The following is a 24672-nucleotide window of genomic DNA, read 5'->3' on the forward strand; positions in this document are numbered from 1 at the left end:
GTGTCTACTTGAAGGGTGCGAGGCAGATATCACTATAGCAAAAGCCGCCGACGATGGTTCCCTCGCCTCGGAGGATGTTCGTGATTTCGTCGGGCGTCATCTTGGTGATGTCATGGATTTTCACGTTGGGGTTCTTTCTCCAACGAAGTTTGTCATCCCTGAGAAAATTTGGCGCCGGAGTGATTCTGCCCCCGCGTGAGCCGTGAGCCCCCGAGAGAATGTGTACATCTCCCTTGGTGAGGGCGTCATTCACGTGCGGGGCGAAATGGAACTGGATGATCTCCCCATTGGAGGTCCAGACCTCTCCACCTGCCGCGTTCTTGGTCATGGAGAAGGAGCCACTGGGCGGGGGGGCTCGAGTCCCGAAGGCTCGAGCAACATCGTCCACCACGCCACGAACTTTCGTGACGGGGGCTCTGAGCACGGATGCAACGCCGCCTCCCGATTCGATGATGGAAAAGATGCTGGCGCCAGAGGCGAGTGTGTAGAAGGCCGTCTTCCCCGCGCCGACGACGCAGCCGCCTGTTTCTCCGTTGCCGCAGGCTGACTTGGTTTGGAGATAGCTCTCTCCCGCCGTCACGAACGGGATGAACTCGTTGACGGCGTAGCTGACCGCGGCGAGCTTGCTGACTGGCTCGTAGCGCTCATACGACGTCGCGGCCGCGACCATGCTGTCGAGCTGGCCCTTGGCCAGGGACCTGCCGACATGGCACCCGAGGGACAAGCCACATGGGAACTGGTCGTAGGCGGCCCCAATCTTCCCCGCGGCGGTCGTCATCAGCGACGTCAGGCTGGCCTTGGACTCGCCGGAGCTCTGCCCGATGTCGTTCGTGTGGTGGGCATCCGGCTGCGCCTTCGCGTCATCCAGACTCTCCACGCTGGGGACACGGAGGTCGACCGAGGGCAGGAACGGCGTGGCCCCCGGTGCGGACTCGTGCCGCAGCAGTGATTCCGCCACCAGGTTCGGTCCCGGCACATGCCCACCGCCCGAGCTGCCTCCCCACTGACCCACCAGCGTTCCACCGTAGGGCGTGTACCCGCTGGGGTCCGTGTAGCGAATCGGGTTGTTCAACACATAGGAGTACGCGTTGTACGCCTGCACCGAGCCCGCATCCGCGATGACGGGGTCCGCGCTGATGAATCGCATCAACCGCGGGTCGTAGATGCGCCCGCGCATGTTGATGAGACCCAGTTCCTCATCCTGCTCATGCCCGGTGAAGCCCCGCTTCGCGCCGCTGTAGCTCGCGCTGGACGCTTGCAACAGGTTGGTCGCGTCTCGTCGTCCGCCGTAGGGCTCGAACTTGATGCGCTCCACCACCGCGCCCGCGGCGTTGGTGACAGTGTCCGGACTGCCCTGCTTGTCGTTGAGGAAGTACCGGGCGCTCTCCGTGCTCGACCCCTCGTCCCACGACAGCTCTCCGATGATGCCCTCGGGGCTGGGGATGCTGAGCACGTGCGTCGTCGTCAGACCCTGCTTGCGTCGCTGGTAGAGGCCGCCGACATAGAGCACTTCCTCCAGGCCGTCGCTCTTCTGCTTGCGCACGCGCGTTCCAGACGCGTCGTAGTCGAAGCGGACAGTCTGGCCCCCCTGGGTGATGGACTCCGGCAAATCGAAGGGCGTGTACGTGACGGTCCGGACTTCGTTGTTCGAAACGTCGCGCGAGGCCGTCTGGTTGCCCCGGTGGTCGTACTCGTAGGTGAGCGAGTCCGCTCCGAACTGCGCCCGTTTGACGGCGTGCGGTCCACCCGTCGCGCCCAGGGTGTAGTTCAGCGTGGACGTCGGCTCCCAGCCGGTGACAGGGGAGCGGCTGAGCAGGTTGCCGAGCGCGTCGTACTGGAACTGGACGTCCAGCGTCTGGCAGTTCTGCTGGACCTTCCAGCGCTCCAGCCGGTCCAACGCGTCGTAGGTGAACTTCTCCGTCGCGCCGACCATGAGGTCGTGCCGGGCGGAGAGGTTGTGATTGTCCGTGTACTCGTAGGCGAGTCGCTGGACGTTGGTGCCGCTGCGCTTCGCGTCCAGGAACCGCAGACGACCCATGGTGTCGTAGCGGAAGTCGCGCACCACCCCACTGCCATACCGCGCCTGCGTCAGCCGCCCCGCGCTGTCTCGCGCGAGCGCCGACCAGTAGCTGGTGATGGAGTTCGTCCGGTAGATGCTCGAGAGGTCGCCTCGCGAGGTGTACGAATAGCCAATCGACACCGGCTGCCCGTTGAACATGACGGGGTAGGTGAGCCGGCTCACCCTTCCGTAGGCGTCGTACTGCCGGCTCATCACCTGCGTGCCGCCGGCGACTTCCTGCGAGGTGTTCGTCTCGCGGCCGAAGTCGTCATAGACATGGTTCGTGATGACGACGCCCGCGGGATTGCCGGTGGGCGTACGCGTCGCACGCGACAGGCGCCGGATGGCACCCGGGCCCTGGTCATAGAGATAGGACAGGCTCTCCTTCTCGTTCGTGGCCGTACGGACCCGGCCGAGCACGTCCCGCTCGTACGACGTGGTGATGAGGCCGGGCATGCCGACGGGGCCGTCCGAGTCGCTCTTCACCTCGCCAAACGCGTTGTAGAGGAAGGTCCGCGTCCCCGCGTTCGGGTCCACCGTCCGCTCGAGCCGACCGAAGCCATCATAGAAGTTCGCGCTGCGATGGCCCTGCGGGTCATCCGTGAACTCCAGCCGACCGAAGGGACCATACCCATACGTCATGGTCGCCTCCTTCGACGTCCCCACCGCCTCGGTCGACCGCACCATCAGCCCGCGGAAGTCGAGCAGCGTCTTCCTCGCCTGGTTGATGGCGTCCGTCACCACCGTCTGGGTGGAGTAGGGCGCGGGCACCGTGTATGCGATGCGCTCCACGAGCCTTCCGGAAGGCCCCGTCGTCCCGTCCCCGAAGCGGCGCGCCGTGACGCGGCCGAGGGGGTCGTACTCGTAGGACTCCCACGTCGGCTGCTCGGTGCTGGTGCGAGGCGCCTCGGACTTCTGCACACGCCCCTGGACGTCATAGGTGACGCTGGAGGTCACCGGCTGTCCATCGAAGCGTGCTCCCTGCGTCGCCACCGGCCGGCCCAGCGTGTCGAAGCGGGTGATGCTTTCATCCACCGTCCCCGTGTCCGTCGCCACCTGGGTGCGGTGCTGCGGCAACGGGCCGTTCCATTCGTAGTACGTGCGAACGATGGACTGGTCCGCCGGCGCCACGGAGGGCCCCATGTACAGCGGCGTCACCACGCGCGGGCGGCCGAAGCCGTCGTACTGGTAGCGCGTATTCACGCCGTTCGGGTCCGCCGTCTGCGCGAGCACGCCCATGCCAGGGTGGTACAGGTATCGCCATGTCGCCCCTCCCGCGTCGGTGGACGTGGCCACCTGCGTCTGGTCGACGGTGTCGTACGTCACCGACTCCGCGCGCTCCGTCCCACTGCCCTGCTGGACGACTCGCTGGACCAGGCCTCGCGCGTTCCGCTCGAAGAGCGTCTTCAGGTACGTCTCGGACGTCGTCGGAGTCACGGCGTCACTCAGCCGCGAGGGCTCCAGTTCCGTGCTTTCGACCTGCCCCTTCGTGCCGTAGGTGACCTGCTCCGTCCGGGTGTTCGCCGCGTCCGCGGAGCCCGTGCAGCCGACCTCCAGTGCCCTGGCGCAAGACTGCCACGAGCTGGAGACAGTCCACACTCCGGTGGGCAGCCACGTCGTGGAGTCAAACCCCCTCCCCGTGGTGACTGCCTTCACCTGCTCGGTCTTGTCCGCGCTGTGCGTGAGGGTCGTGCTGTAGACAGGGTTGCCCTTGTCATCGAGCTCCGTGAGCGACTCCCTCTCCGACACCACCGTCTCGGCGCCACCTTTGAACTCGCGCACCGTCTCCACGACGCGACGGGCGTACTGCTGCCAGATGGAGGCGTGGGTCGCCGGAGTCAGGGCATAGGTCCAGGTCCGCTTCGTCTGGAGCCTCGTGTTGGCATCCAGGGCGACCTCGGTCGTTTCCTCCTGTGGGAAGTGCGCCAGGGGCGCCGAGGCCTTGCGGTCCAGCGTGCTGTCCACCGAGTGCCGGTTGTTGTACGTCGTCGTCGTGCGCGCGCCCGTCACCTCGTCCACGACGATGCGCTGACCGAAGCCCAGCCAGCCCAGGCCCCGGGTATCGGAGAGGCCATCCCGGTAGAGATAGCGCCAGCTCCGCACCTGCTCGTCATTCGAGTTGAGCGACATGCGTGAGACGACGCGCATCGACTCGGAGGCCAGGCGCAGCCACGGCTTCGTCTCGGTCTCCACGTAGCTCCTGGCGTAGAACGCCTCGGGCGGCGTGACGGCTCCGTGCGGATTGCCCTGCGAGAGCGGGGCGTACTCGAAGGAGTAGCTCAGGCCGGAGAAGCCCAGGTAGCTGGCGAGCTGGATGTTCCCGTGCACCTTCTTGAGCACGTCGGTCGCCTTGATGCGACGCGCGACACGAAGGTTGTTCCCCTGGCGAAACGTGAAGTCGAGCAGGCCATCGTTGTTGGTGTCGATGACCTGCGCCCACTCCTTGTTGTCGCCGCTCGGGACGATCGACAGGTTCTCATGGGTGGTGAAGTCGCCCTGCGGACCGGCGAGCAGCAACTGCACCGGGCTGCCGTTCTTGAAGATGGCGAAGTCCACCCGGCCATCCCCGTCGAAGTCGCCATGCTCCGTCTTGGCGCCGAACAGCATCGTGGCGACATTGCCAGGCATGACGGTCTCCCGGACCTCGGTGAAACCCTTGCCCGTGTTGAACTGGACCCGGAGCTTGATGGCCGGGTCGGAGATGCTCGTCACCCCCAGCGCCACCGCGTCCCGCAGGCCGTCTCCGTTGACGTCGACGAAGTCGAACGTGGACGCGTAGAGCGACGGAAAGAGGGCCGGCATCGTGAAGGGCGTGCGCACGGAGGTCGGGACGACCTTCAGCTCCGCCTCGTTGACGTTGGTCGTCGAGACCTCCCGGTAGGTGAGCGCATCCAGGAACGCGTTCCCATTGGGACCCACGCCCAGCATGCTCATCTTCCCGCTTCCATCCAGGTCCACCACGCGCATGCCGAGCCGGGCGGCCTGGAAGTAGCCCACCGGAGACATCTTGGTGATTCGGTTGCGCGCCGTCCTTTCGACGACGACGCGGCGCTTGGCGGTCACCGTCGAGTCGGAGTCTCCCGTCAGGTCGATTTCGTGCTGCCCCATCCACACGCGCTCGTTGCGGGCGTCGCCGTCGACGTCAATCCAGTACTGGGAGTTCGGCTCGGAGCCGACCACCTTGAGTTCGGCGGACCCCCGGTTGGCATGCGCATACGCGGGCGCCGGGAACGGAGAGCCGGAGAACACCGTCCAGAAGCAGGAGAGCGGCGTGACGCTGGAGCGGCCAAAGCCATCCCAGTCCGTCACCATCGGATAGAGGCCGCGCTCGTTGCGCTTCCCACAGAACTCGCCCGGGTTGTCGTTCCCGAAGATGCTGTCCCAGATGTCCTCCAGCCAGCCCGTGCCCTGGATGTTGAACCAGGGGTGCCAGAGGGAGAGCCCCGTGACGTCGGACGCCTCGAGCGAGGGGGACGCGGCGTCCGGGAACTGCAACAGGCGCATCGTGTCCCGCCAGTTCTGCTGCGTGAACTCGGTGACTCCGTTGGAGGCATGGAAGTCGAGCTCCTCCTCGAGCGTCATGTCGGACCGGACGAAGTACGCGAGGCCCTGACGTCCCGCGCCCAGGCCAAAGGCATTCAGGCCCGCGCCGGCGGCGGCGTCGCTCACGCCCTGGGCCGGCGGATACTCGAAGTCCCACGAACCCTGCTCCCACTCGAAGCGCACGGGCGTCTTGCAGATGTCCTTGCCGTCGCACTCCCGCAGCTCCGTCAGGAGGCTGCGCTTGCTGAGGGTTCCCAGGTAGTACTTCAGCTTGTAGGAGCGCAGCAGCACCTGAGACAGGGTGCTGGCACCTGGGGCAAACCCGGGGCCCTTCATGTTGACGCGGGAGAGCCGGAAGTCGCGGCCGACCTTCACACCGGCCAGATAACCCGTGAAGACATCCGTCCGGGCCTCATAGTCGAAGGTGACTTCGCGCTGACCTGGCTCGATGACACCCGAGGCGTCGCGGAACTGCGTGTAGACGATGCGCGAAGGGCGGTGCCATGCACCGGACGGAGCGCCGAGGGGCGCCTGGTCGTAGAACACCTCCATCCGGTTGCCGAAGCGGTCCTCGATGGAGGCGAGCGCCCAGGCGATGCGCACCGTGTTGTTGTTCGCGGTCTGGATGGTCTCGTTGGGCCCCCGCTCGTATTGCGAATGGATGCCCTTGACGAGCGCGTCCTCACGCGAGCCCGGCCCCTTGCCGTAGGTCCGGATGAGTCCGTCGCGCCCCCGAACCTCGAAGGTGTCAGGCGCGTGGAGGGTGGTGCCCTCCGGGATGCGGATGGAGGCGTAGGTGTCGTGCTCCGTCTTGAAGGCCCGGGCGTCGGAACCGCCGGCCGGAACGAGCCGGACGCCGTCCAGGCACCAGGCCCTGCTGTAGCGGTTCTTCGCGTCCAGCGCCTCGTCCGGCATGAAGTCCACGGAGTGCAGCGCGTTGTCCCGTGCGAACGAGTTGGGGCACAGCGTGATTTGTGACAACCCCGCCAGGTTGAAGCCGGGGCCGAGGAGCCCGTCGCTGGCGTTGCTGTCATAGACAATGGACAGCGAGGGCTGGAGGCCCGCGCGCCCCGGAGGAACCCAGAGCGGGAGCGACACGGTGGCCGTTCCGCTCGGTGTCACATCCGCCGTGAAGGCCGTGACTCCGGGTGCCTCCGTGCCGGGAAAGGCCGTGTCGAGAATCGTGTCGGAGCGCAGCTCGATGGGGACGTCCAGGAGCGCGCTTCGTGCCTGGGCTGGTGGCTGCCCATCCTCGTCTCCTGAGGAGGACGTCAGCGCGGGGCCGCAACTGGTGAGCAGTTGGGCTCCATAGAAGAACAGCGTGAGGTTCGCCGCGAACCGCTTGCGGCGTCCCGGCGGACGCGGGGATTCTGAATCGTGTCTCATGTGGGAATGACCGTGGTGCGTCGAAAGGGATTTACTGACAGAGGGACTGGTCGCAGACACCGGACTCGTCCAGGGTGCCCGAGCAGTTGTTGTCGATGCCGTCGCAGACCTCGGCGGCGCCCGGCTTCATGTCGGCTCGCGTGTCGTCGCAATCGCCCGGTGCCCGGGAGGTGTCCGCGGGCTGGCGGCACGTGGTGGTCTCGCCCCAGCTCGTGCCGTAACCGTCGTGGTCCTGGTCCGGATAGAAGGTGAGCCACGCCGCGCTGTTGCTCGAGTCATCGGCGAAGCCGGTGCAGTCCTCGTCGAGGCCATTGGCACACACTTCCGCCGTGGGCGCGCCCGGGGTGCAGGTGCCGTGCTCGCCCCACTCGCAGACCTGGACGGGCGGCTTTCCGTCATGGGTCTCCACCCACTCGCACAGCTCGCCACAGGCGGGGGCGGTTCGCCGGCAGGCGCCCTGGCCACAGCTGATGGGCGGGAGGTCATCCACCTGCCCATTGCAGTCGTTGTCTGACTTGTCGCAGATCTCCGGCTGGGATGGGCGTGGGATGCAGGTCTGCTCCGCGCCGTTGACGCACGCCTGGACGCTGGCGGCGCAGACGCCGAGGCCGCAGTGCTTCAACGCCCCGGGCTTCACGGCGTAGTTCGAGTCGTTGCAGTCCTGGCTGTTGGAGGAAGCGCCGCCCGGCACACTGCAGCCCGCGCCAATCGGAGCGCCGGCACCATAGCCGTCCGCGTCGTTGTCGCTGTAGTAGGTAAGCAGGACCCCGTCATCGATGGTGCCATTGCAGTTGTCGTCCACGTTGTTGCAGGTCTCTGCCTTGGCGACGCCCGGCGTGCAGGCGTTGTCACCCCACTCGCAGAACTCGACGGGCGGCTTGCCGTCCTGGACTACCACCCACTCGCAGATGTTGCCGCAGGCGGCGACGGTGCGCTGGCAGGCTCCTGTGCCACAGGAGATGGGGGAAAGGTCATCCACCTGCCCGTTGCAGTTGTTATCGATGCGGTCGCAAATCTCGGCGGAGGCGGCATAGGGGACACAGGCCTGCTCCACGCCGTTGACACAGGCCTGGACGCTCCGGGCACAGGCTCCCTGGCCGCATTGCTTGATGGCCCCCGGCTTGACGGTGGAATTGCCGTCATTGCAGTCAGTGGCATCCGCGACGTAGCCCGCGGGGAGGCCACAGGAGTCGATCCAGTTTCCTGGAGCCCCGTAGCCATCTCCGTCCGCGTCCCGGTAGAAGCGACCGGCCTGCCAGATGGAGGCGTTGGCGTCATTGCAGTCGTTGTTGTTGAGGACCCAGCCATGGTCCAGACAGCCCTGCTGCGCGGCCCCGGTGCCGTGGCCGTCCCCATCCGCGTCGCGATAGACGTTGCGCTTGACGCCCTCGTCTATCTGGCCGTCGCAGTCGTTGTCCTCCCCGTCGCAGATCTCCGGGTCACAGTCCGGTTCCGGCTCACAGTCGGGACATCCAGGCGGAGGCAGCAGGTTCGGCTCCTGCTGGGAGCTGATGGCGGAGCTCGCCGGGGCCGCGAAGACCGGGCCGACGGCGAGGGCCGTGAGCAATATCAATACAGACTGGCTGAGACGCCACGCGCGTGCGCGGGTCTCTGGAGGTCGAGACATGGTGGGCTTTCGTGGTGGACGACGAATGAACTCGCGACCAGGCATGCGAGTGCCATGCGGAGGGGGCGCGGTTCGACTCAGGGATGAAGGAGTGCCCCCCGCAACGCATACGGAGGCACGCGTTCAAGCTGGTCGTGACATTCCGCTGTGACCCAGATTGTTGATGTGTTCGGGACGGGGCGTGCGCATGCGGGCGCCATGCGCGTGAATGCGCGGGACTCGCCTGCTTGCGAAGCCAGGGCAGGGTGGGTGCCAGTTACCTTGGCCCCACGCCGCGGAGCCCAGCCCGGACTCCGCTTGTCGGTCCACTCCCACGTTTTTCCTTGTAGGCTTTCCTTCCATGACTTCGACGGTGAGCGCGTTCCTCGACGACATCGACACCCGTGAGGGCTTGAACGAGGCCCGGCTGCGCCTGGAGCGGCTGGGTGAAGAGAGTGCCTGCCCGACGCTGGTGGCGCTCGCGGCCGAACTGGAGGCGCGTCAGGCCTCGACACTCGTGGACGCGCGGTGGCGGCTGCATGCGCTGTCGGACCACCTCGAAGAGGTGTTGGCCAAGGGCCAGGACGTGGACAGTGCCCTGGCCCTCCTGGAGGTCGCCCGGCAACCTCGCGCCGCGCGCTTCCAGGGGCGGCACTCCGCCGCGCGACGCGAGCAGGACCTGGCGGCGCTGCTGGCCACGCATCGCTCCGCGTCGAGCTTCGTGGAACTCATGTCCCATCGCCTGGGGCCCGAGGACCTCCTCGAGCTGTTCGCCTGCGGCGTGCAGGAGTACGTCATGCGTGGCGCGGACCTGTCGTCGGCGCCGGGGGTGCAAGAACTCCAAGCGGAGCTGACGCGGCGGGGACACCCGCTGGCGGCGCTGCCACCGCGGCGCAATCGCTGGGAGTCCACGCTGGGGCGCCTCCTGGGTGCTGACGATGTCGCCTCGGCGGCGGACTCGCTCGCGGAGCTGAGGGCCGCGAAGTCTCGCGAGGACGAAGACGACGAGTACACCACCCCGAACGTCCGGCTGGTGACGCACGACGAGCCCGTGCCCCCGGGGTTCGCGGCCGTCGTCGAGGGCCGTGGTGAGGAGGGCCCTCCCACTGAAGTCGACCAGCGGGTGCTCCGATTGCGCCCCGCGCTGCCCAAGGCGCCCGCCGATACCGTGACTTCTCTGCTGGTCGACCTGGACCTGCCGCTCCTGAAGGACGCCACCGCCGTCGTGTGCGAGCGGGCGCGGCTGGCCGACGTGGCGGAGGCGCTCTATGCGCTGGCGGTGTCGGGCGCGCGAGGATGGCGGGGCGCGCTGGGCGCGGCGTATGGGCGTCTGGCTTTGTGGCGCACGCTCGAGGGGCTCGGGGGTCTCCCGGCCTCGTGGGCCGGTGATGCCCTGGAGAAGCGCTGGGGCGCCTGTACGTGGTACCAGTTCAACGTGTCCGGGGGCGTGGGCGTCGTCTGTCTTCGCCCCGGAGGGACCTCGCTCGCGCTCCTGGCGGTGCGCGATGCGCCCGAGGACTCAGGCGGGTAGAGCCCTGCGCTTCCACAGGCGGAACGCGCGGTTCGAGGAGCGGCCATCCGGGTCCCTGGGGTGGCGGGGCTCCACGAGGCGCTCCTGCATCAGCTCCGTGGCGATGAAGCCCACCGGGCTGCTACCGGTCGGGTGGTCCATCTCCCGGCTCTGACGGACGACGTCCTCGAAGAACCGCAGTCCCTCCGCCGAGTCCTCCGTGAACCCCTGGTAGACGAGGAACCGCCACGCCTCCTCGGGGCTTCGGTGGAGGTCGACGGCGTGCAGGGTGGCGGTGAGCCTGTCCCAATAGCGCGGAAGAATCATGGCGGTGGGCGCGGAGCATAGCCGACGTCTCCTCGCGTCCGCGCACCTGTCTCTGTTCACCATCGACCACCCACGCTTTCCCCTTCACGGGTGCTGCCTTATGACGGGTGTCTGGCACCCGGAGGAGGTCGTTCGCGCGGATGGTGGAATACATCGACCAGCTCATCGGAGCGCTCGGCCCCCTGGGGCTGCTGGTGCTGGGGCTGGCGGCGGCGCTGGAGTACGTCGTCCCACCCTTCCCCGGAGACACCATCACCCTGTTGGGCGGCGTGTACGCGGTGCGCGGCGCGCACCCATGGGTGCTCGTCTTCCTCGTGGTGACGGCGGGCAGCGTGGTGGGCGCGGCCATCAACTACATGGTCGGCCACTGGCTGGCGGGGCGCTTCGATGCGCACCCGGGCCGCAGCTACTTCGGCATCACCCACGCCCGCCTGGAGCAAGTGCAGTCCCGGATGCGGCGCAACGGGCCGTGGCTGCTGCTCGCCAACCGCTTCCTTCCAGGCATCCGAGGCCTCATCTTCATCGCCGCGGGCGCCGCGCGCATGCCTCGCGTCAACGCGCTGGGCCTGGGCGCGCTGTCTGCCATGGCGCACACCGGGCTGGTGCTCGCGCTGGGCGCCGCGGTGGGCGGAAACCTCGAGAAGTTGTCGGCGTTGATGAGCCGCTACCAGTACGCGGTGCTGGGGTTGGTGGTGGTGGGCGTGGTGGCGGTGCTGGTGCGCATGTTCGCTCGGCGACGCGCGCCCGCCTCCGAACCCTGAGTCTTCAGTCGGACGGCCTCCCACACCGACATTGCGCGGCCAGGGCCCGGCGCGGTTGAGTCGCCTCCATGGCCTCGCGCATCCATCCAGGGACTTCGTTGCTCGTCGCGCTCGTGTTGTCCGTGGCGGGCTGCCGCTGTGGAGATGACCCGGGCGTGGGCGGTGCGCGCCAGGGCTTCCGTCCCCAGGAGGAACAGGTCGACTTCGGCAGGGCGCTGGAGGGCTCCCTCACGCGTCGTCAGGTGACGGTGCTGGCCACCGGGCGCTCCAGTGTCACCGTGACGGCCTCCTCGGGTTCTCCCTTCTCCGTGGACGTCGCCGAGGTGACGGTGCCGGGCAGTGGCCAGGCCACCGTCGACGTGGACTTCCTCGCGGGCAACGGCGCGGCGCAGGGCACGCTGACGCTGACGGGCGCGGGACGCACGGAGACCGTTCGACTCACGGGCCTGGGAGTGAGGCCGCTCGACTGCGTCCCCTCCAGTCCCTGTCACGAGTCGCGCTTCGACCTGGACTCCGGTGCCTGCGTGGAGCGGCCCCTGGAGGACGGCGCCACCTGCATCCCCACCAGTCGCTGCCAGGCGAACGGCCGCTGCGAGTCGGGCGCGTGCGTGGGCAGCCCCCGCTCGTGTGACGACGACAACCCGTGCACGGTGGATGCGTGCTCGCCCACCCTGGGCTGCGTGACGGCGCCCGTCGCGTGTCCGGTGCCGAAGAACCCATGCAAGGTGGGCGTGTGCGACCGCGACGACGGCTGCGAGGAGGTGGACGCGGAGGACTTCGTCCCGTGCGGGCCGGTGGACTGCAGGAAGTCCAACCTGTGTTTCGGGGGCTCGTGCAAGGAATTGCCCACGCCGGATGGCATGCTCTGCGCGCCCGCCACCGCATGCCAGGGTGAGGGCACCTGCCAGGATGGCGAGTGTGAGAAGCCCGACGCGGGAGACCTCCCGGTCGACTTCAGCCAGGACCTGGGAGGGGAACCCATGGGCCAGCCCGCGCTGCTCGTCCAGGAGGGCGCGCTGTTCACCTCGGTGTGCGGGGGTGACGGGGGCTGCCGGCTCGTCTCCTTCACGCACGGCGGTCTGCTGCGCTACGAGTCGCCCTTTCCCGACGGTGGCACCCGCACGCTGCTGGCCGCGTCGGATGCGGGCGTGGTGGTGCTCGCCTCGGAAGGACTGGAGTCCTATGCCCCTCGGGGTCCGGGCGCGCGGCAGTGGGAGGCCCCCTGGACGTCGCTGGGCGCGCCCTCGGATGCGGGGCCCTGGATGGGGCACGTGGAAGCGGGACAGGTCGCGCTGACACCAGACGGAGACGTGGTTGCTCACGTGGCCTGGGGCCCTGTGCCGGACGCGGGCGCGGATGGCGGAGTGGCACCGCCGCTGGCGCCGGAGGGTGCGCGGTGGGTCTGGCTCGCGGGGCATGAGGATGCGGGTTCGGTGGTGCGCGCGGGGCCCATGGAGCCCTGGCGCGGTGAGGCGCGGCTCGCGCTCGACGTGGAGGGCTCGGCCTATCGCTACACGGTGGATGGGCGACTGGAGCGCGCGGACTTCGACCTGGACGGTGGCACGGAAGTCATCATCTCCGCGCTCGGCGACGGGGGTGTGCCGGGCGGGCGCGCGTCGCTGGCGGTGGCGGGAGGGACGCTGCTGGTGGGCACCCAGGCCTTCGTGTCCACGGACGGCGGTACGCAGGTGGCGGTGGACTGGGACGCGGGCACGCGGACTTTGACTCCGCTGGCCGAGCCCGCGCTGCTCGCGGCGGAGGGGACTCCCGGCTACCTGTTCGCCCATTCCTGCGACCGCGCGGATGGCCTGCCGTGCACGCCCGAGGAGGAGCGCGCGGTGCTTCGCGCGGTGGACTCGGCCACGGGACAGGTGACGTGGGAGGTGGACGCGCTGCCCTTCACCGCGCTGCCCGGCTCGCTGCACGACGCGACGCTGATTCAGGGCGGCGCGGTGGGGGTGCTCTCGGACGCGGCGCGCCCGGATGGGCGGCAGGTGTGGCTCCAGCTCTTCGCGCGGGGGCAGAAGCTGATGATGTGCCCGCTGCCGGGCCGCCCGACGGTGGTGGCGGGGGCGTCCTTCTTCGAGGACAAGCTGCTCGTCGTGCTGGAGCGCGACGGCGTGTGGAAGCTGGAGTCCTACGGCATGGGGCCCGGCATCCAGGTGGATGCGCGCGGCTGGCCCCTGCGACACGGGACGCCGGGAGCCACGCGGCGCGAGTCGCCGTGAGTCACTCGGTCGTGTTCGGGTCCACCCACAGGTCCTCGTAGCGGACCTGCGGCGGCGTCTGGTGCAGGCGAAGGCCCTGCACCGTGGAGGTGGCCGCCGCGTGCACGCGCTCGTGGTACAGCGGGATGAGCGGACAGTCGTCGCGGAAGAGGTGCTCGGCGCGCACGTAGAGCTGCTGCCGCAGGCCCGGGTCGATGGACACACGCGCCTCGGCGGTGATGCGGTCCAGCTCCGGGTTGCGATAGCCCAGCGGGTACACCGTCTGCGCGCTGGAGTGCAGCAGGAAGTAGAGGAACGTGTCCGGGTCCGGGAAGTCCGCCAGCCATAGCGTGCGGAAGGCCGGCACCTTTCCGTCGCGCAGCCGCGCCGAGTACTCCTCCGGTGCCATCTCCACGTGCTTGAGTTCCAGCAGGCCCGCCTGCAACAAGGGGCGGAAGAGCACCGCGTCCTCGGCGGAGGTGTCCCGGCCCGCGGGGTGGTGCAGGGTGAGCCGCAGCCGCCGCAGGCCCGCGTCGCGCAACAACTGCTCGGCCAGCGCCACGTCGGGCGCGGGCAGGGGCCCCACCTCCGTGCCGCCGATGAGCTCCGGTGGGGTGAGCGTGCGCGCCACGCGGGCGCCGGGGTGGAATTGCTCCACCGCGCCGACGATGTCCATGCCCGCGCGCAGCGCGCGTCGCACGCGCACGTCGTCGTAGGGCGGCTCGCGCAGGTTGAGGGCCACGAAGGCCGTGGAGGGCGTGGTGCTGGCGAGCACCTGGAAGGACTCCAGGCCCGGCACCTCCACGTGTTCGGCGGAGAGGAAGGACACCAGGTCCGCGGCGCCCTCGCGCAGCCGCGCCACGGCCTCCTGTCGCGAGTTCACCAACTGGAACTCCAGCCGGTCCAACAGCGGCGTGCCCGCGCGCCAGTAGGACGGGTTGCGCTCCATCACCACGCGCTCCGGCTCCAGGGACACGACGCGGAAGGGGCCGGTGCCCACCAGCCTGCCACTGGAGTCCACCCGCGCCACCGCCGTGGGCGTCAGCGCCATCAGGTGCAGGAAGAACGCCTTGGGCTCGCGCAGGCGGATTTCCAGCGTGGCGTCGTCGAGCGCCTCGATGCCCGACACCTCGCGCGCGAGGCCGGACGTGTACTCGGACGCGCCCTCCACGTCCTCCAGGAGGCTGCGGTCCGGTGAGCGCACCGCCGGGTCCAGCAGGCGCTCCAGGTGGCGCTTCACGTCGCTGGCCGTCAAGAGCGCGCCGTCGTGGAAGGTGACGCCCCGGCGCAGATAGAAGCGATAGCGGCGCGCGGAGGGGTCCGCGTCCCAACGCTCGGCGAGGTCCGGTTCCAGTCCGCCGTCCGCCAGTCGCAGGAGGCTGGAGAAGGCGCACGCGGTCAGCTCCGACAGCTGGTTCTCCACGCTGAACAGCGGGTCCACCGCCTGGCGGTTGCGCAGCGACGCCGCCTGATGCAGCACCACGCGCAGCATTCCGCCCGTGCGCGGCTGGGGCAGCCGGAAGCGGAAGACCTCCGTCTCCAGGCCCAGCGCCTCGTGGCTCAGCTGGTCCACCGTGCGCGTCAGCCCGTCGCCGATGCGGATGACCCGGCGCGCGTCCTCGCGCACCTGCGCCACTTCCTCGCGGATGGACGAGTCCGCCTTGGTGAGCACCACGTTGGCGGTGCGCAGCTCTTCAATCGCCGCGCTCAGGCGCACCACGGACTCCGACAAGTCGCGGCCCGTGCGCGCCTGGTCCTCCGCCTTCTGCGAGGCGCCATGGCCCACGCGGGCCATCTCCTGCGTCTGCCGTACCAGCTCGCGCGCGTGGCCGGACTGTTCAATGGCCATGCGCGTGACGTCTTCCACGCGGCGGGCCACGCGGCGGCTGGCCTCCACCACCGTGGCGCCCTGCGCCTCCAAGAGCTGCGTCTCCGTCACCGTGGCTTCCACGGCGCTGAAGGTGCGCCGGGTAATCGAGCGAATCTCCACCAGCGCCTCGGACGCGCGGTCTCCCAGGGCCACGCCGGCGGTGGCCTGCTCGCGGCCCTCGTGCACCAGCGCCACGGCGGTCAGCACCGCGTCGCGGACGCCGGACACCATGGCCGCGATTTCGCGCGTGGAGCGCGTGGTGCGCTCGGCCAGGTTGCGAATCTCGTTGGCCACCACGCCGAAGGGGCGGCCATGCACGCCGGCCTGCGCCGCGATGATGGCGGCGTTGAGCGCGAGCAGGTTCGTCTGGTCCGCGATTTCCTGGATGACGTCGACGATGCGGCCGATTTCGGCGGAGCGCGAGCCCAGCGTGCCCATCAGCTCCGCGGCCTTGCGGACCGTCTCCTCCACCCGGTACATGCCCTTGACGCTGTCGGCCACCAGCACTTCGCCGCGCTCGGCCGTCGCCGTCACCGCCAGGGCCAGCTGGTTCGTCTCGCTGGCGCGGCGGCGCACGGAGTCGATGCCGCCCTCGACGAGCGCCACGAAGTCCTCCGCCTCGCTCGCGAAGCGCGCCAGCTCGTCACCCGAGGAGGCGATGTTGGCCAGCCGTTCGCTCATCGCCTGCATCAGCGCGGTGGTGTGATTGGCGAAGTCGTTCACCTGCGACAGCGACTCCACCACCTGCTCCAGCCGCTCGGTCATCTCCAGGAGCGCGCCCGTGGTGTCGACGGCGAACACCTCCAACTGGTGCACCCGCTTGCCCACCACCTGGAGGCTGCCGCCCATGCCGCTGACGGAGTGCAGCGTGCGCTCCACCGCGCCACCCTGACGCCGCGCGGCCTCCAGCAGCATCCGGGCCTGCTCGCTCACGTCCGTGCTGGTGCGGTGCAGGTTCGCCGTCACCCGCTGCACCTGCGACAAGGCACGGCGCAGGGACAGCACCAGGCGGCGCACATCCTCGTGCCCCTCGTACTTGTGCCCGCCCGTCGTGGTGAGGTCGCCCTCCGCCAGCCGGGCCATGACGCGCCGGCGCGCCAGCCGCCGCAGCGCCGCCCACCGGAACCACGCCAGATACCCGCCCGTCAGGTACAGCGCGGGGGTGGCCAGGAGCAGCGCCAGCCAGGAGGAGGACTCCAGTTGCTGGCCGCTCAACTGAAGGACGCCCCCCAACACGAGCGCGGACAGCAGGCCGGCCGCCAGGCCGAACGCGAAGAGATACCGTTTGGCGCCCATGGACCGACCGAGGCTACCCCGCCTTCTCGCGCCGGTCCTCAAAACGCCGCAGACTGGGGAGCCCCGTGTCCGTCCTGCTCGCCCTCCTTGTCCTCGCTCTCCCAGTGAATCCCGTCAGCCCTGAAAGTGAGGGTGTCGGCGGTCCGCCTCGGAGGGAGGAGGCGCGCTTCGTCTTCTCCTGGCGCGGGGTGCCGGTGGGCACGGTGACGTTGACGCAGGCCGCCGGACGTTTCACGTATCTGAGCCGGCACCTGCACACGCGAGGACGTGAGCACGGGGAGCGTCGGCGCGAGGCGACGCTGGAGGTGGATGCCGCGGGTCGGCTCCCGGGCCGGGCCGTGGTTCCCCAGGCGCTGTGGCTGTGGCGGGGGCCTCCCGCGCCGGGCTGTGTGACGGGACGCGAGGAGCTGTCCGGCCGCGAGGGCCCGCACTGCGTCACGGGGGGGAGGGCGCCGTGGGTGGAGGGCACGCTGCTCGGAACACCCTTCCGGGCGCGCTACGACGCGGGCGGACGCATGGACGTGCTGGAGGTGGGCGAGTCGCGCTTCACCGTGGCGGCGCCGGGTGAGCGGCTGCGCGCCCCGCCGGACTTCTTCGCGAAGGGGCTGCCGGTGGAAGGCGAGACGGGGGCGCTGGCCCTGGCGCCCCCGCTGGAGGTTCCCTCGACACTGGATGGCATGACGCCCTGGTCGGTGGGGGCGGCGCGGGCCCTGTCGGCGAGGGTACACGCGGCGTTTCCGGAGAAGGGGCCCGGCGCGGCGGACTGGAGCGAGGATGGGGCGGGGGAGGCGGGCGGGTGTCTGGCGCACGCGCTTCGCTTCGCGGCGTGGGCGCGGGAGAAGGGCGTGAAGGTGGCCCTGGTGCACGGGCTGCTGGTGGTGGACGGCGGCCCGGCCCGGCCCCACGCCTGGGTGCGCGTGGCGCTGGTGGGCGGGGGCACGCTGGATTTGGACCCCACGTCGCTGGATGACGTCCGCGCGGACACTCACCTGGCGCTGGCACTGGCGGAGGCGCGCGGCCCGGCGCTGGAGGCTGGTGCGCGGTGGTTGGCGCTCTTGCGCGGGGCGCACCGGGTGGTGCGCCGGCCGTGAGATGGGCGCGGGTTATTCGAAGGGGATGATGGACAGCTTCGCGCCCGCGTCGGCGCCGAGGATTTCCTTGGCGCGGGCGGGCAGGTAGGCCACCGTGTTGTCGAGCCGGGCCTGGCAGCGCACCGAGCGGAAGCGGTTGCGACCGGACTCGCGCTCGTAGGCGACGAGGATGTCGTCCCCCTCCATCTCGAAGTCCTCGTCCGCGAGCTTCACCGTGCGGTACTTGCGCACCAGCGACACGTCGGAGGTGTTGGCCTCGAAGTGCGGACCGCCGTCGAACGGGTCGATGCGCTCCACGTACCGGAAGCCGATGCGCTCCAGCATGCGCTGCACGCCGCGCGTCTGCGGGCCCACTTCGCCCAGCACCTTCTGCACGCGGTCCGGGAAGAGCGACGCGTAGATGTCCGACGCGGGGAACAGCTCCTTGATGAACTCCTTGTTCTGCCGGCTGAGGCGGTCCGCCTCCAGGTACGTCAGGCCGGTGAACTTCTTGCCGCACGCCTCCCACAAGAGGCTCCGCCCGTCGGGGAGCAGGGGCGGGAGCAGCTCCGCCAGCACGCGCGGGCGGAACAGCCGGCGGTGCATGGCGAGGAAGAGGAAGCGCACGTAGGACAACTGCTTGCCGGGCTTGTCCGGCGTGGCCCGGTACGGCGGGTCCACCACGAGGCCGCCGATTTCGGTGGGGCCCTCGTAGTTGTAGGCGATGGACAGCACCTTGTGCCGCAGGTGCCGCTCCAGGGAGGCGGAGTAGTGCTCCCGCTCGCTCACCTCGTAATAGATGTGCGGCGCCTCGTACGTGCCGTGCTGGGCGATGATCATCGACGTGCCGATGATGAGCCCGTTGCGCACGTCCTCGAGGACGAAGAGGTACTCCCGCTCGAAGGGGTTCTTCACCTTCCCGGCGAAGCTCTTCACCGACTTGTCGATGATGTTCTCGAGCGTCTCCTCGTTGTTCGGCAGGTTCACCGTGTTGAGCACGGCGGCGAGCCGCTTGAGGCCGGCCAGGTCGGTCTTCTGGACGTCACGCAGGACAAGCATGGGTGCACCCGGGACGCCCCTGGAATGGGCGCCGGAAGGGGTGGGGACCATACACCACACCACCTGCCGGCGGTCAGCTCACGCTCGCTTGTTTCCTCGCGTGACGCGCTGAGTCATTAGGTGAACTATCCGCCCTGGCAGGCACGCGTGGCCCACGCACGGGCTCGCGCGGGGTGAAACATATATCAAACGTTCAACCCCCTGACTGGACGCTCGCCCTGTTGTCAGGCGAGTGGGAAGAAACGGTGGGGGGAATGAAGCGTGGAATGCTTTCGGCTACCGTGTGTCGACCGTTGGCTTTCAAACCTTCGCAAGGACACGTGCCATTGAGAGTCTTTGTTCCTGGAATGCTTGCGATGTGGATGCTCCCCAGTCTGGCGTTCGCCGGAGTCGTGTGGCGCGGTGACTTCGAGACGGGCAACCGCTCGCAATACTCGAGCGAGCAGGTGGTGAGCTCGGACCGGTTGTTGGTGGTGACGAACCCGGTGGCGGAGGGCAAGTACGCGCTCAAGGTCACCGTGAAGCAGGGCGACGACCCCATCAACTCCAGCGGCAATCGCAACGAGCTGGTGTACCAGGGCAAGGAGAAGGAAGGCTCCGAGTATTTCTACCGCTGGAAGGTGATGTTCGCGGCGGACTTCCCCAGCGTGGACACGTGGCAGCTCTTCACGCAGTGGCACCATGACGGGTGCTGCGGCTCACCGCCGCTGGAGTTCTACGTGCGCGGCGAGGAGATTCGCATGGCGCTCAACTACGACTCCACCATTCCATGGCGCGGCAAGCTCCAGCGCGGCGTGTGGCACGAGTTCATCCTGCACGTGAAGTGGTCCTCCAAGGCGAGCACGGGCTTCGTGGAGCTCTGGCACAACAAGGAGAAGGTGTTGGCGAAGAAGAGCGCCGTGACGATGTACGCGGGCCAGAACAACTATCTGAAGCTGGGCCTGTATCGCAGCGACACGGTGAAGCCGGTGGGCGTGCTGTACCACGACGGTTTCATCCAGGCGACGACGCTGGCGGACGTGCTGGACACGACGCCCACGCCCACGCCGGATGCGGGCACGCCTCCTCCTACGGATGCGGGGACGCCCACGGTGGATGCGGGCACTCCTCCCCCGACGGACGCGGGCACGCCCACGGTGGACGCGGGTCCGCCGGTCGACCCGGAGCCGGAGGAGCCCACGGACGCAGGCACTCCGCCTGGGAGCGATGCGGGCACGTTGCCGGAGGAGGGACCTGGCGGAGTGCTGCCTCCCACGGGTGTGACTCCCGATGGCACGGACGGGGAGGCCGCGGGCTGCAACAGCGCCGGCGGGCCGCTCGCGGGGCTCGCGCTCCTGGGGTTGATGGGCCTGGCCTGGGTGCGTCGCCGGCGCTCTTGAGGCTCGCGCTGGGACGCTGTGCTCATCGACGCGGACTCGGGGGCTCGCCGCTGAAGCTCCCGAGTTCTGGGGTCCGCGCTCACAGCTCCTGGGCCTGCGCGCGCTTGAGCTCCAGGTCCTGGTCCTGGGTCTCGGAGCGCTTGCTCAGGTGGGGCTCGAGGTAGCGGCTCACATAGTTCAGGGTGAGCCGCTTGGAGTCGGGCTGCTGCCAACCGGAGAGCTGGAGCTTCGTCTCCGAGTCCTTCCACGTCTTCTCCAACTGGTAGTCCGTCCTGGCCGCGAGCGCCTCGATGCGCCGCCGCTCCTCATAGGCGTGGTCGTCCCCGGTGGTCCGGGAGAAACTCGTGCCCTCGCCCAGGCTCAGGTTAAGGGACTCCGCCATGCGCAGGCGCTCGTCCGCGTCCTCGGCCGTGTCCCGACGCGAGGTGGGCGCGCCATACTTCATGCTCAGCAGCTCCGAGAGCGCACCGAAGTCCTCGCGCAGGGGCGCGTCGGTGTCGAAGCGCAGCGACACGGTGGCGAGCTTGTTCAGCGTGAATCTGAAGTCCACCGTCGCCAGGCGGTCCGTGACGCGGGTGGTGACGCGAAGGTCTCCCTGGGACGAAGTCGTCCGGGCCTCGGGATGGAGCGCGCGGACCTCGTCGGGGGACATGCCCCAGCGGGTCTCCTGGAAGCCGCTCTTGCCCCGGTAGTGGGCGAGTTCCTCGGCGGCGAAGGCGTCATTGGAAGCGCGGATGGCCTCTCGGCGCTCCAGCAGCGCCTGCTGTCGAGCCGAGGTTCCGCAGGCGGTGGCGAGCAGACACAGGGGAAGAAGTCCGGCGAGGGCGCGAAGCATCACGGGCTCCTGGAGGCGTGGGTGCGCTCCTGGGACGTCACGGGCCTCCGGAAATTCACGGGAGTTTCGGAAGCGCGGGAGACGCGGTTGATTGACAGCCATCTGTCAATCAGACAGCCTTCTGTCCATGGCGAAATACACGACGGCCGGGTCGACGTTCACGGACCTGGTGCTCGAAATCTTCCGGAACAACGGCCTGCTGCTCGCGGCGGGTGAGCGCCTCTCCGAGCCGTCGGGGCTGACGAGCGCGCGTTGGCAGGTGCTGGGTGTGGTGGACCATGAGCCGACGCCTGTGGCGAACGTGGCGCGCACCATTGGATTGACCCGGCAGAGCGTGCAGCAGACGGCGGACGCGCTGGAGGCCGACGGGCTGGTCGAGTACCAGGACAACCCGCACCACCGCCGGGCCAAGCTCATCGCCCTGACGACGAAGGGGCGCGAGCGACTGCGCGAGGTGGAGGCGCGTCAACTGGCCTGGGCGAACAAGGTGGGAGGCCGGGTGTCCGTGGCGTCACTGAAGACCGCGCTGGGGGCGCTCCAGGAGGTCCGGGAGGCGTTGGAGCAGGACGTCGCCGTGGCGAGCGAAGCCTGAAACCGTTGCTCCGTGTCCGGTTGGCGTGCTGCTCAGGAGAAACCCTCTCATGGATTGGTCCCTGGTGTTCGAGTTCATCCGGCAGCGCGACCCGGTGTTCCTGTCCCGGCTGGAGGGGGTGCCGGACGCCGCCATCGCGACCCTGACCGCCGGACGGGACGTCACCCTGCCTGGGTTCTATGTGGAGTTCCTGCGGCGGATGGGGGGTAGCAGCAACGACTACTGTCCGTTTGGCGCCACGCAGGACCACCGCTTCTCCGCCATCGCAGAGCGGCTCGGCGAGGACGACGACGCGCTGTCCAGCCGCTTCTTCCCCGTGGCCCTCGAAACCGACGAGTCGCAGGTGGCGTTGTATGACCACTACCTCGACCTGCGGCGCGCCGAGGATGATGACGTGCCGCTCGTGGTGCTGGAGCAGGGTGTTTCGCTCGACTTGCAATTACCCGTCGAGTCCCACGAGACCTTCGGCGAACGCATCACCACGAGCGTGTTCAGCCACTTCGAGCTGCGCCTCCGTGCGCACCACGAAGTGGTGACCCAGGGCTGCGAGGGAAGCGGGGTGTTGCCGCGGGCCGTGGCGCTGCTGCAGCGCGCCGGGTTCGTGCCTGTCCTGCCATTGCTGGGCCGCGTGGCCTGTTTGCAGGCGGGGCCGCTCAGTGTGCATGCCTGGTTCGATGAGAACCCCGCGCGGCTGAGGCTGCGGCTCGGTGGCGATGACCCGCGGACCCTGAAGCAACTCGCGGACCGGTTGTTCGCGGACCTGCACGGTGCGCGGCGACCCCGGCCGCCGAAGGGGCCGCGCGGCGTGCGCTGAACCCCGGGGCGCTCAACCGCTCCGGTGGAACAATCACACGCATGGTGAATACAGCACAGGTGAGTCCGTCATCAGGTGTATGCACGACATCTTGCGCAGCACGGTGCTCTCCGCACTGTTGGCCACGTCCGCGACGGCGTGGGCCGAAACCCCTGTGTCTCCCGCCGCCACCGTGTCCCCGGTGCCACTGATTGCCCTGGTCCCTGGGAAGGTCCTCCATATCGACTCGCGGGGCTCGCGAACCCTCGCGGACTGCGAACAGGTCGAGGAGCACCGGATGTTGGGTGGGCCCGACAAGGGCAAGTTGTTTCGGGAGACCGAGCCGTGCTCGTTCTGGTACCTCGCCGTGCATCCACCCACGGGACGCTGGGCGATGGGTGTTTCGGTCAGCGGGGATATCGGTACGACTCGACTGGTGAGCATGACGCTGTCGGGTCGGAAGGTCGATGTGCCCACCGACAAAGCGGGTCGCGCCAAGGAGGGCAACCTGCTCGTGATGGGGGACCTGGAGGGCGTCGTGGCCATCACCCCCGGAGTCCCGGCGCAGTGGACCAGCAATCAGGTCCAGCACTCGCAGCGTCCCGAGTTGTTCACGGCAGACGGCTCTCGTGTGCTCGTCGCTAACGGGACCTTGACCACCGCGGACTGGTGGAGTTGGAGCTTCGGGCCCAAGCCGGAGGGCGTTCGCGTGTTGCCCGCGCATGTGACGGACACCGCGAGCAATGACCTGGTCCTGGGGGAGTCGCGCACCGTGGTGAGGCACGAGCGTGGCGGAGTCCGGGTCGCCACGCTGGACCCCACGGGCACGAAGCCCTGGAAGCTGGGCTCCCCCATGAAACAGAATCGGAAGGGACTGCTGACACCCGTGGTGCTCGGGGACTCGATGATCTTCTACCGCGAGGGGACGCAGGACGAGGGTATGAACTGCGAAGGTGCGGACTCGGCCACCTATCGTCGCCTCGACCTGCGCACCGGTCAGGAGAAGGTCTGGCGGACCCATGAGACGTACTGCAGCGGCTTCGGAATCGCGGCGGCGAGCGCGCGGCGCAGGACGGCGTACTTCATCGAGAGCAACTACTTCTCCACCGGCGTTTCCCAACTGTATGAGTACTCGCTCGACGGGGATGAGGTCCGTGAGCTGAAGGCTCAAGGTATGGAGGGGGTGCACGACATCAGCGAGGACGGGCGAACGCTCGTCTTGTACGCGAGAGGCGGTGTCATCAAGGTCTACGACAACGACACGGACGAGTCGGCTTGGTTGACGAACCTCGAGAAGGTCACCGACGCGGGACTGCTCGACCTGCGCTGACGCGGCGTGTGTACGCCAGCATTCGAGGTGCTGGCGTGCAAGTCGAGTCACACGTCGCGATGGGGCTCACCAGCCGTGACGGTCGAGCCAGCTTCGGAGCGCGCGGGCGATGTCGTCGGGCGCGTCCTCCGGCGCGTGGTGTCCCGCCGGGGGGAGCGGAACGATTTCGAGGCCCGGGAGGGACTTGCGCACCCACTCGATGACTTTCGGCGCGCTCAGGCCGGTGTCCCCGAACGTCAGGAGGAGTGCGGGCTTCACGGAGGGATGGGCAAGCCACGCGTCATAGCGCTCGATGACGGCGATGACATCGGCGGGTTCTCCTTCGATGGGAAGCTCACGCGGCCACTGAAGCATGGGGCGCCGTGACGCGGCATTGGGGTAGGGGGCGTAGTAGGCCTCGCGGGCGCTCTCGGTGAGGCCCGTCTTGACGCCATTGGCGAGGGAGCGTGCGAGGAACTCGTTCTGCTCCAGCACCATCTTCTCGCCGACGCCGGGCGTACGCAGCGCGCGGAACAGTTGCTCACCCTGTGGCGTCGAGTGGCTCCAGTTCATCGACCGGAAGAATGTCTCGAAGACCACGACGCCGCGCACGCGGTCCGGATGTCGCGAGGCCCAGTCCAGGGCGAGCACTCCGCCCCAGTCGTAGCCGACGAGCACGACGTCGCGCAGGTCGAGCGCGTCGAACCAGGCGTCGAGGTACCGCGCGTGGTCCGCGAAGCGATAGGCGATGTCGGGTTTGCCGGAGCTCCCCATCCCGATGAGGTCGGGCGCGAGGCAGCGGCCCCGGTCGGCGAGTTGTGGAGTCACGTTGCGCCACACGTACGAAGACGTGGGGTTGCCGTGGAGGAACACGATGGGCGAGCCGGTGCCCTCCTCTCGGTAGGAGATGAAGGAGTCGAGGACGGGGGCCTGGTGGGTGGCGGGCATGGGCGTGCGCTGGGGGAGGACAGGTGGAGACGTGTGGCACGCGATGAGCGTGCCGGTGACGAGCCAGCCGAGCAGTCTGTGCATGCGCCCAATATGCGGCCGGTGAGACCTTCCTGGCCGTG

At 68.8% G+C, this 24672-nt stretch carries 15 protein-coding genes; 8 read left to right on the plus strand and 7 right to left on the minus strand.

Annotated features, from left to right (window positions below; all coding sequences use genetic code 11):
* Window positions 1-4: 4 nt before the first annotated feature.
* Entirely contained in the window at window positions 5-6988 is a 6984-nt protein-coding gene (locus HUA75_RS16325) for an RHS repeat-associated core domain-containing protein (RefSeq protein ID WP_174486908.1), read from the minus strand.
* A 31-nt stretch (window positions 6989-7019) separates the two neighbouring features.
* Entirely contained in the window at window positions 7020-8615 is a 1596-nt protein-coding gene (locus HUA75_RS16330; RefSeq protein ID WP_174486909.1) for a putative metal-binding motif-containing protein, read from the minus strand.
* Between the two features lie 340 nt (window positions 8616-8955).
* Here HUA75_RS16330 and HUA75_RS16335 point away from each other — a divergent pair, with 340 nt between their 5' ends.
* A complete protein-coding gene (locus HUA75_RS16335; protein WP_174486910.1) occupies window positions 8956-10125 on the plus strand; it encodes a DUF6183 family protein in 1170 nt (389 codons plus the stop codon).
* On the opposite strand, the gene HUA75_RS16340 is transcribed toward HUA75_RS16335, so the two are convergent.
* Window positions 10114-10431, minus strand: a complete 318-nt coding sequence (locus HUA75_RS16340) for a hypothetical protein (protein WP_174486911.1) — start codon at window positions 10429-10431, stop codon at window positions 10114-10116. The two genes, HUA75_RS16335 and HUA75_RS16340, sit on opposite strands and share 12 nt — an antisense overlap.
* 140 nt (window positions 10432-10571) lie before the next feature.
* Between HUA75_RS16340 and HUA75_RS16345 the strand changes: the two genes are divergently transcribed.
* Complete coding sequence (locus tag HUA75_RS16345) at window positions 10572-11192, plus strand: DedA family protein (RefSeq protein ID WP_141640569.1); 621 nt, start codon at window positions 10572-10574, stop codon at window positions 11190-11192.
* Window positions 11193-11260: 68 nt separating this feature from the next.
* Complete coding sequence (locus HUA75_RS16350) at window positions 11261-13420, plus strand: hypothetical protein (RefSeq protein ID WP_174486912.1); 2160 nt, start codon at window positions 11261-11263, stop codon at window positions 13418-13420.
* Window position 13421: 1 nt separating this feature from the next.
* Here HUA75_RS16350 and HUA75_RS16355 read toward each other — a convergent pair whose 3' ends face one another.
* Window positions 13422-16565 (minus strand): ABC transporter substrate-binding protein, encoded by a 3144-nt coding sequence (locus HUA75_RS16355; protein ID WP_174486913.1) that lies wholly within the window; start codon window positions 16563-16565, stop codon window positions 13422-13424.
* Between the two features lie 65 nt (window positions 16566-16630).
* Here HUA75_RS16355 and HUA75_RS16360 point away from each other — a divergent pair, with 65 nt between their 5' ends.
* Window positions 16631-17656, plus strand: a complete 1026-nt coding sequence (locus tag HUA75_RS16360; protein ID WP_174486914.1) for a lasso peptide biosynthesis protein — start codon at window positions 16631-16633, stop codon at window positions 17654-17656.
* A gap of 12 nt (window positions 17657-17668) precedes the next feature.
* Here the strand turns inward: HUA75_RS16360 and HUA75_RS16365 are convergent, their stop codons facing one another.
* Window positions 17669-18694, minus strand: coding sequence for an arginine N-succinyltransferase (locus HUA75_RS16365; RefSeq protein WP_141647287.1), 1026 nt, complete (start codon window positions 18692-18694; stop codon window positions 17669-17671).
* Between the two features lie 356 nt (window positions 18695-19050).
* Here HUA75_RS16365 and HUA75_RS16370 point away from each other — a divergent pair, with 356 nt between their 5' ends.
* Entirely contained in the window at window positions 19051-20073 is a 1023-nt protein-coding gene (locus HUA75_RS16370; RefSeq protein ID WP_254627581.1) for a polysaccharide lyase, read from the plus strand.
* 79 nt (window positions 20074-20152) lie between these two features.
* On the opposite strand, the gene HUA75_RS16375 is transcribed toward HUA75_RS16370, so the two are convergent.
* Entirely contained in the window at window positions 20153-20908 is a 756-nt protein-coding gene (locus HUA75_RS16375) for a hypothetical protein (RefSeq protein ID WP_174486916.1), read from the minus strand.
* Between the two features lie 127 nt (window positions 20909-21035).
* Here HUA75_RS16375 and HUA75_RS16380 point away from each other — a divergent pair, with 127 nt between their 5' ends.
* The 3 genes from HUA75_RS16380 (at window position 21036) to HUA75_RS16390 (ending at window position 23623) form a co-directional block, all read left to right on the plus strand.
* Window positions 21036-21500, plus strand: a complete 465-nt coding sequence (locus HUA75_RS16380) for a MarR family winged helix-turn-helix transcriptional regulator (protein WP_174457873.1) — start codon at window positions 21036-21038, stop codon at window positions 21498-21500.
* 49 nt (window positions 21501-21549) lie between these two features.
* The gene (locus HUA75_RS16385) at window positions 21550-22314 is read left to right on the plus strand and encodes a hypothetical protein (RefSeq protein WP_174486917.1); all 765 of its coding nucleotides are present in this window, start codon (window positions 21550-21552) and stop codon (window positions 22312-22314) included.
* A 79-nt stretch (window positions 22315-22393) separates the two neighbouring features.
* Complete coding sequence (locus HUA75_RS16390; RefSeq protein WP_174486918.1) at window positions 22394-23623, plus strand: hypothetical protein; 1230 nt, start codon at window positions 22394-22396, stop codon at window positions 23621-23623.
* Window positions 23624-23689: 66 nt separating this feature from the next.
* On the opposite strand, the gene HUA75_RS16395 is transcribed toward HUA75_RS16390, so the two are convergent.
* Window positions 23690-24634 carry a haloalkane dehalogenase gene (locus tag HUA75_RS16395; RefSeq protein WP_174486919.1) on the minus strand — a complete coding sequence of 315 codons (945 nt, stop codon included), beginning with the start codon at window positions 24632-24634 and terminating at the stop codon, window positions 23690-23692.
* Window positions 24635-24672 lie beyond the last annotated feature (38 nt).

Origin of the sequence: Myxococcus sp. CA040A (assembly GCF_013336725.1) — a bacterium.
In the GTDB taxonomy this organism is placed as follows: Bacteria; Myxococcota; Myxococcia; order Myxococcales; family Myxococcaceae; genus Myxococcus; species Myxococcus llanfairpwllgwyngyllgogerychwyrndrobwllllantysiliogogogochensis.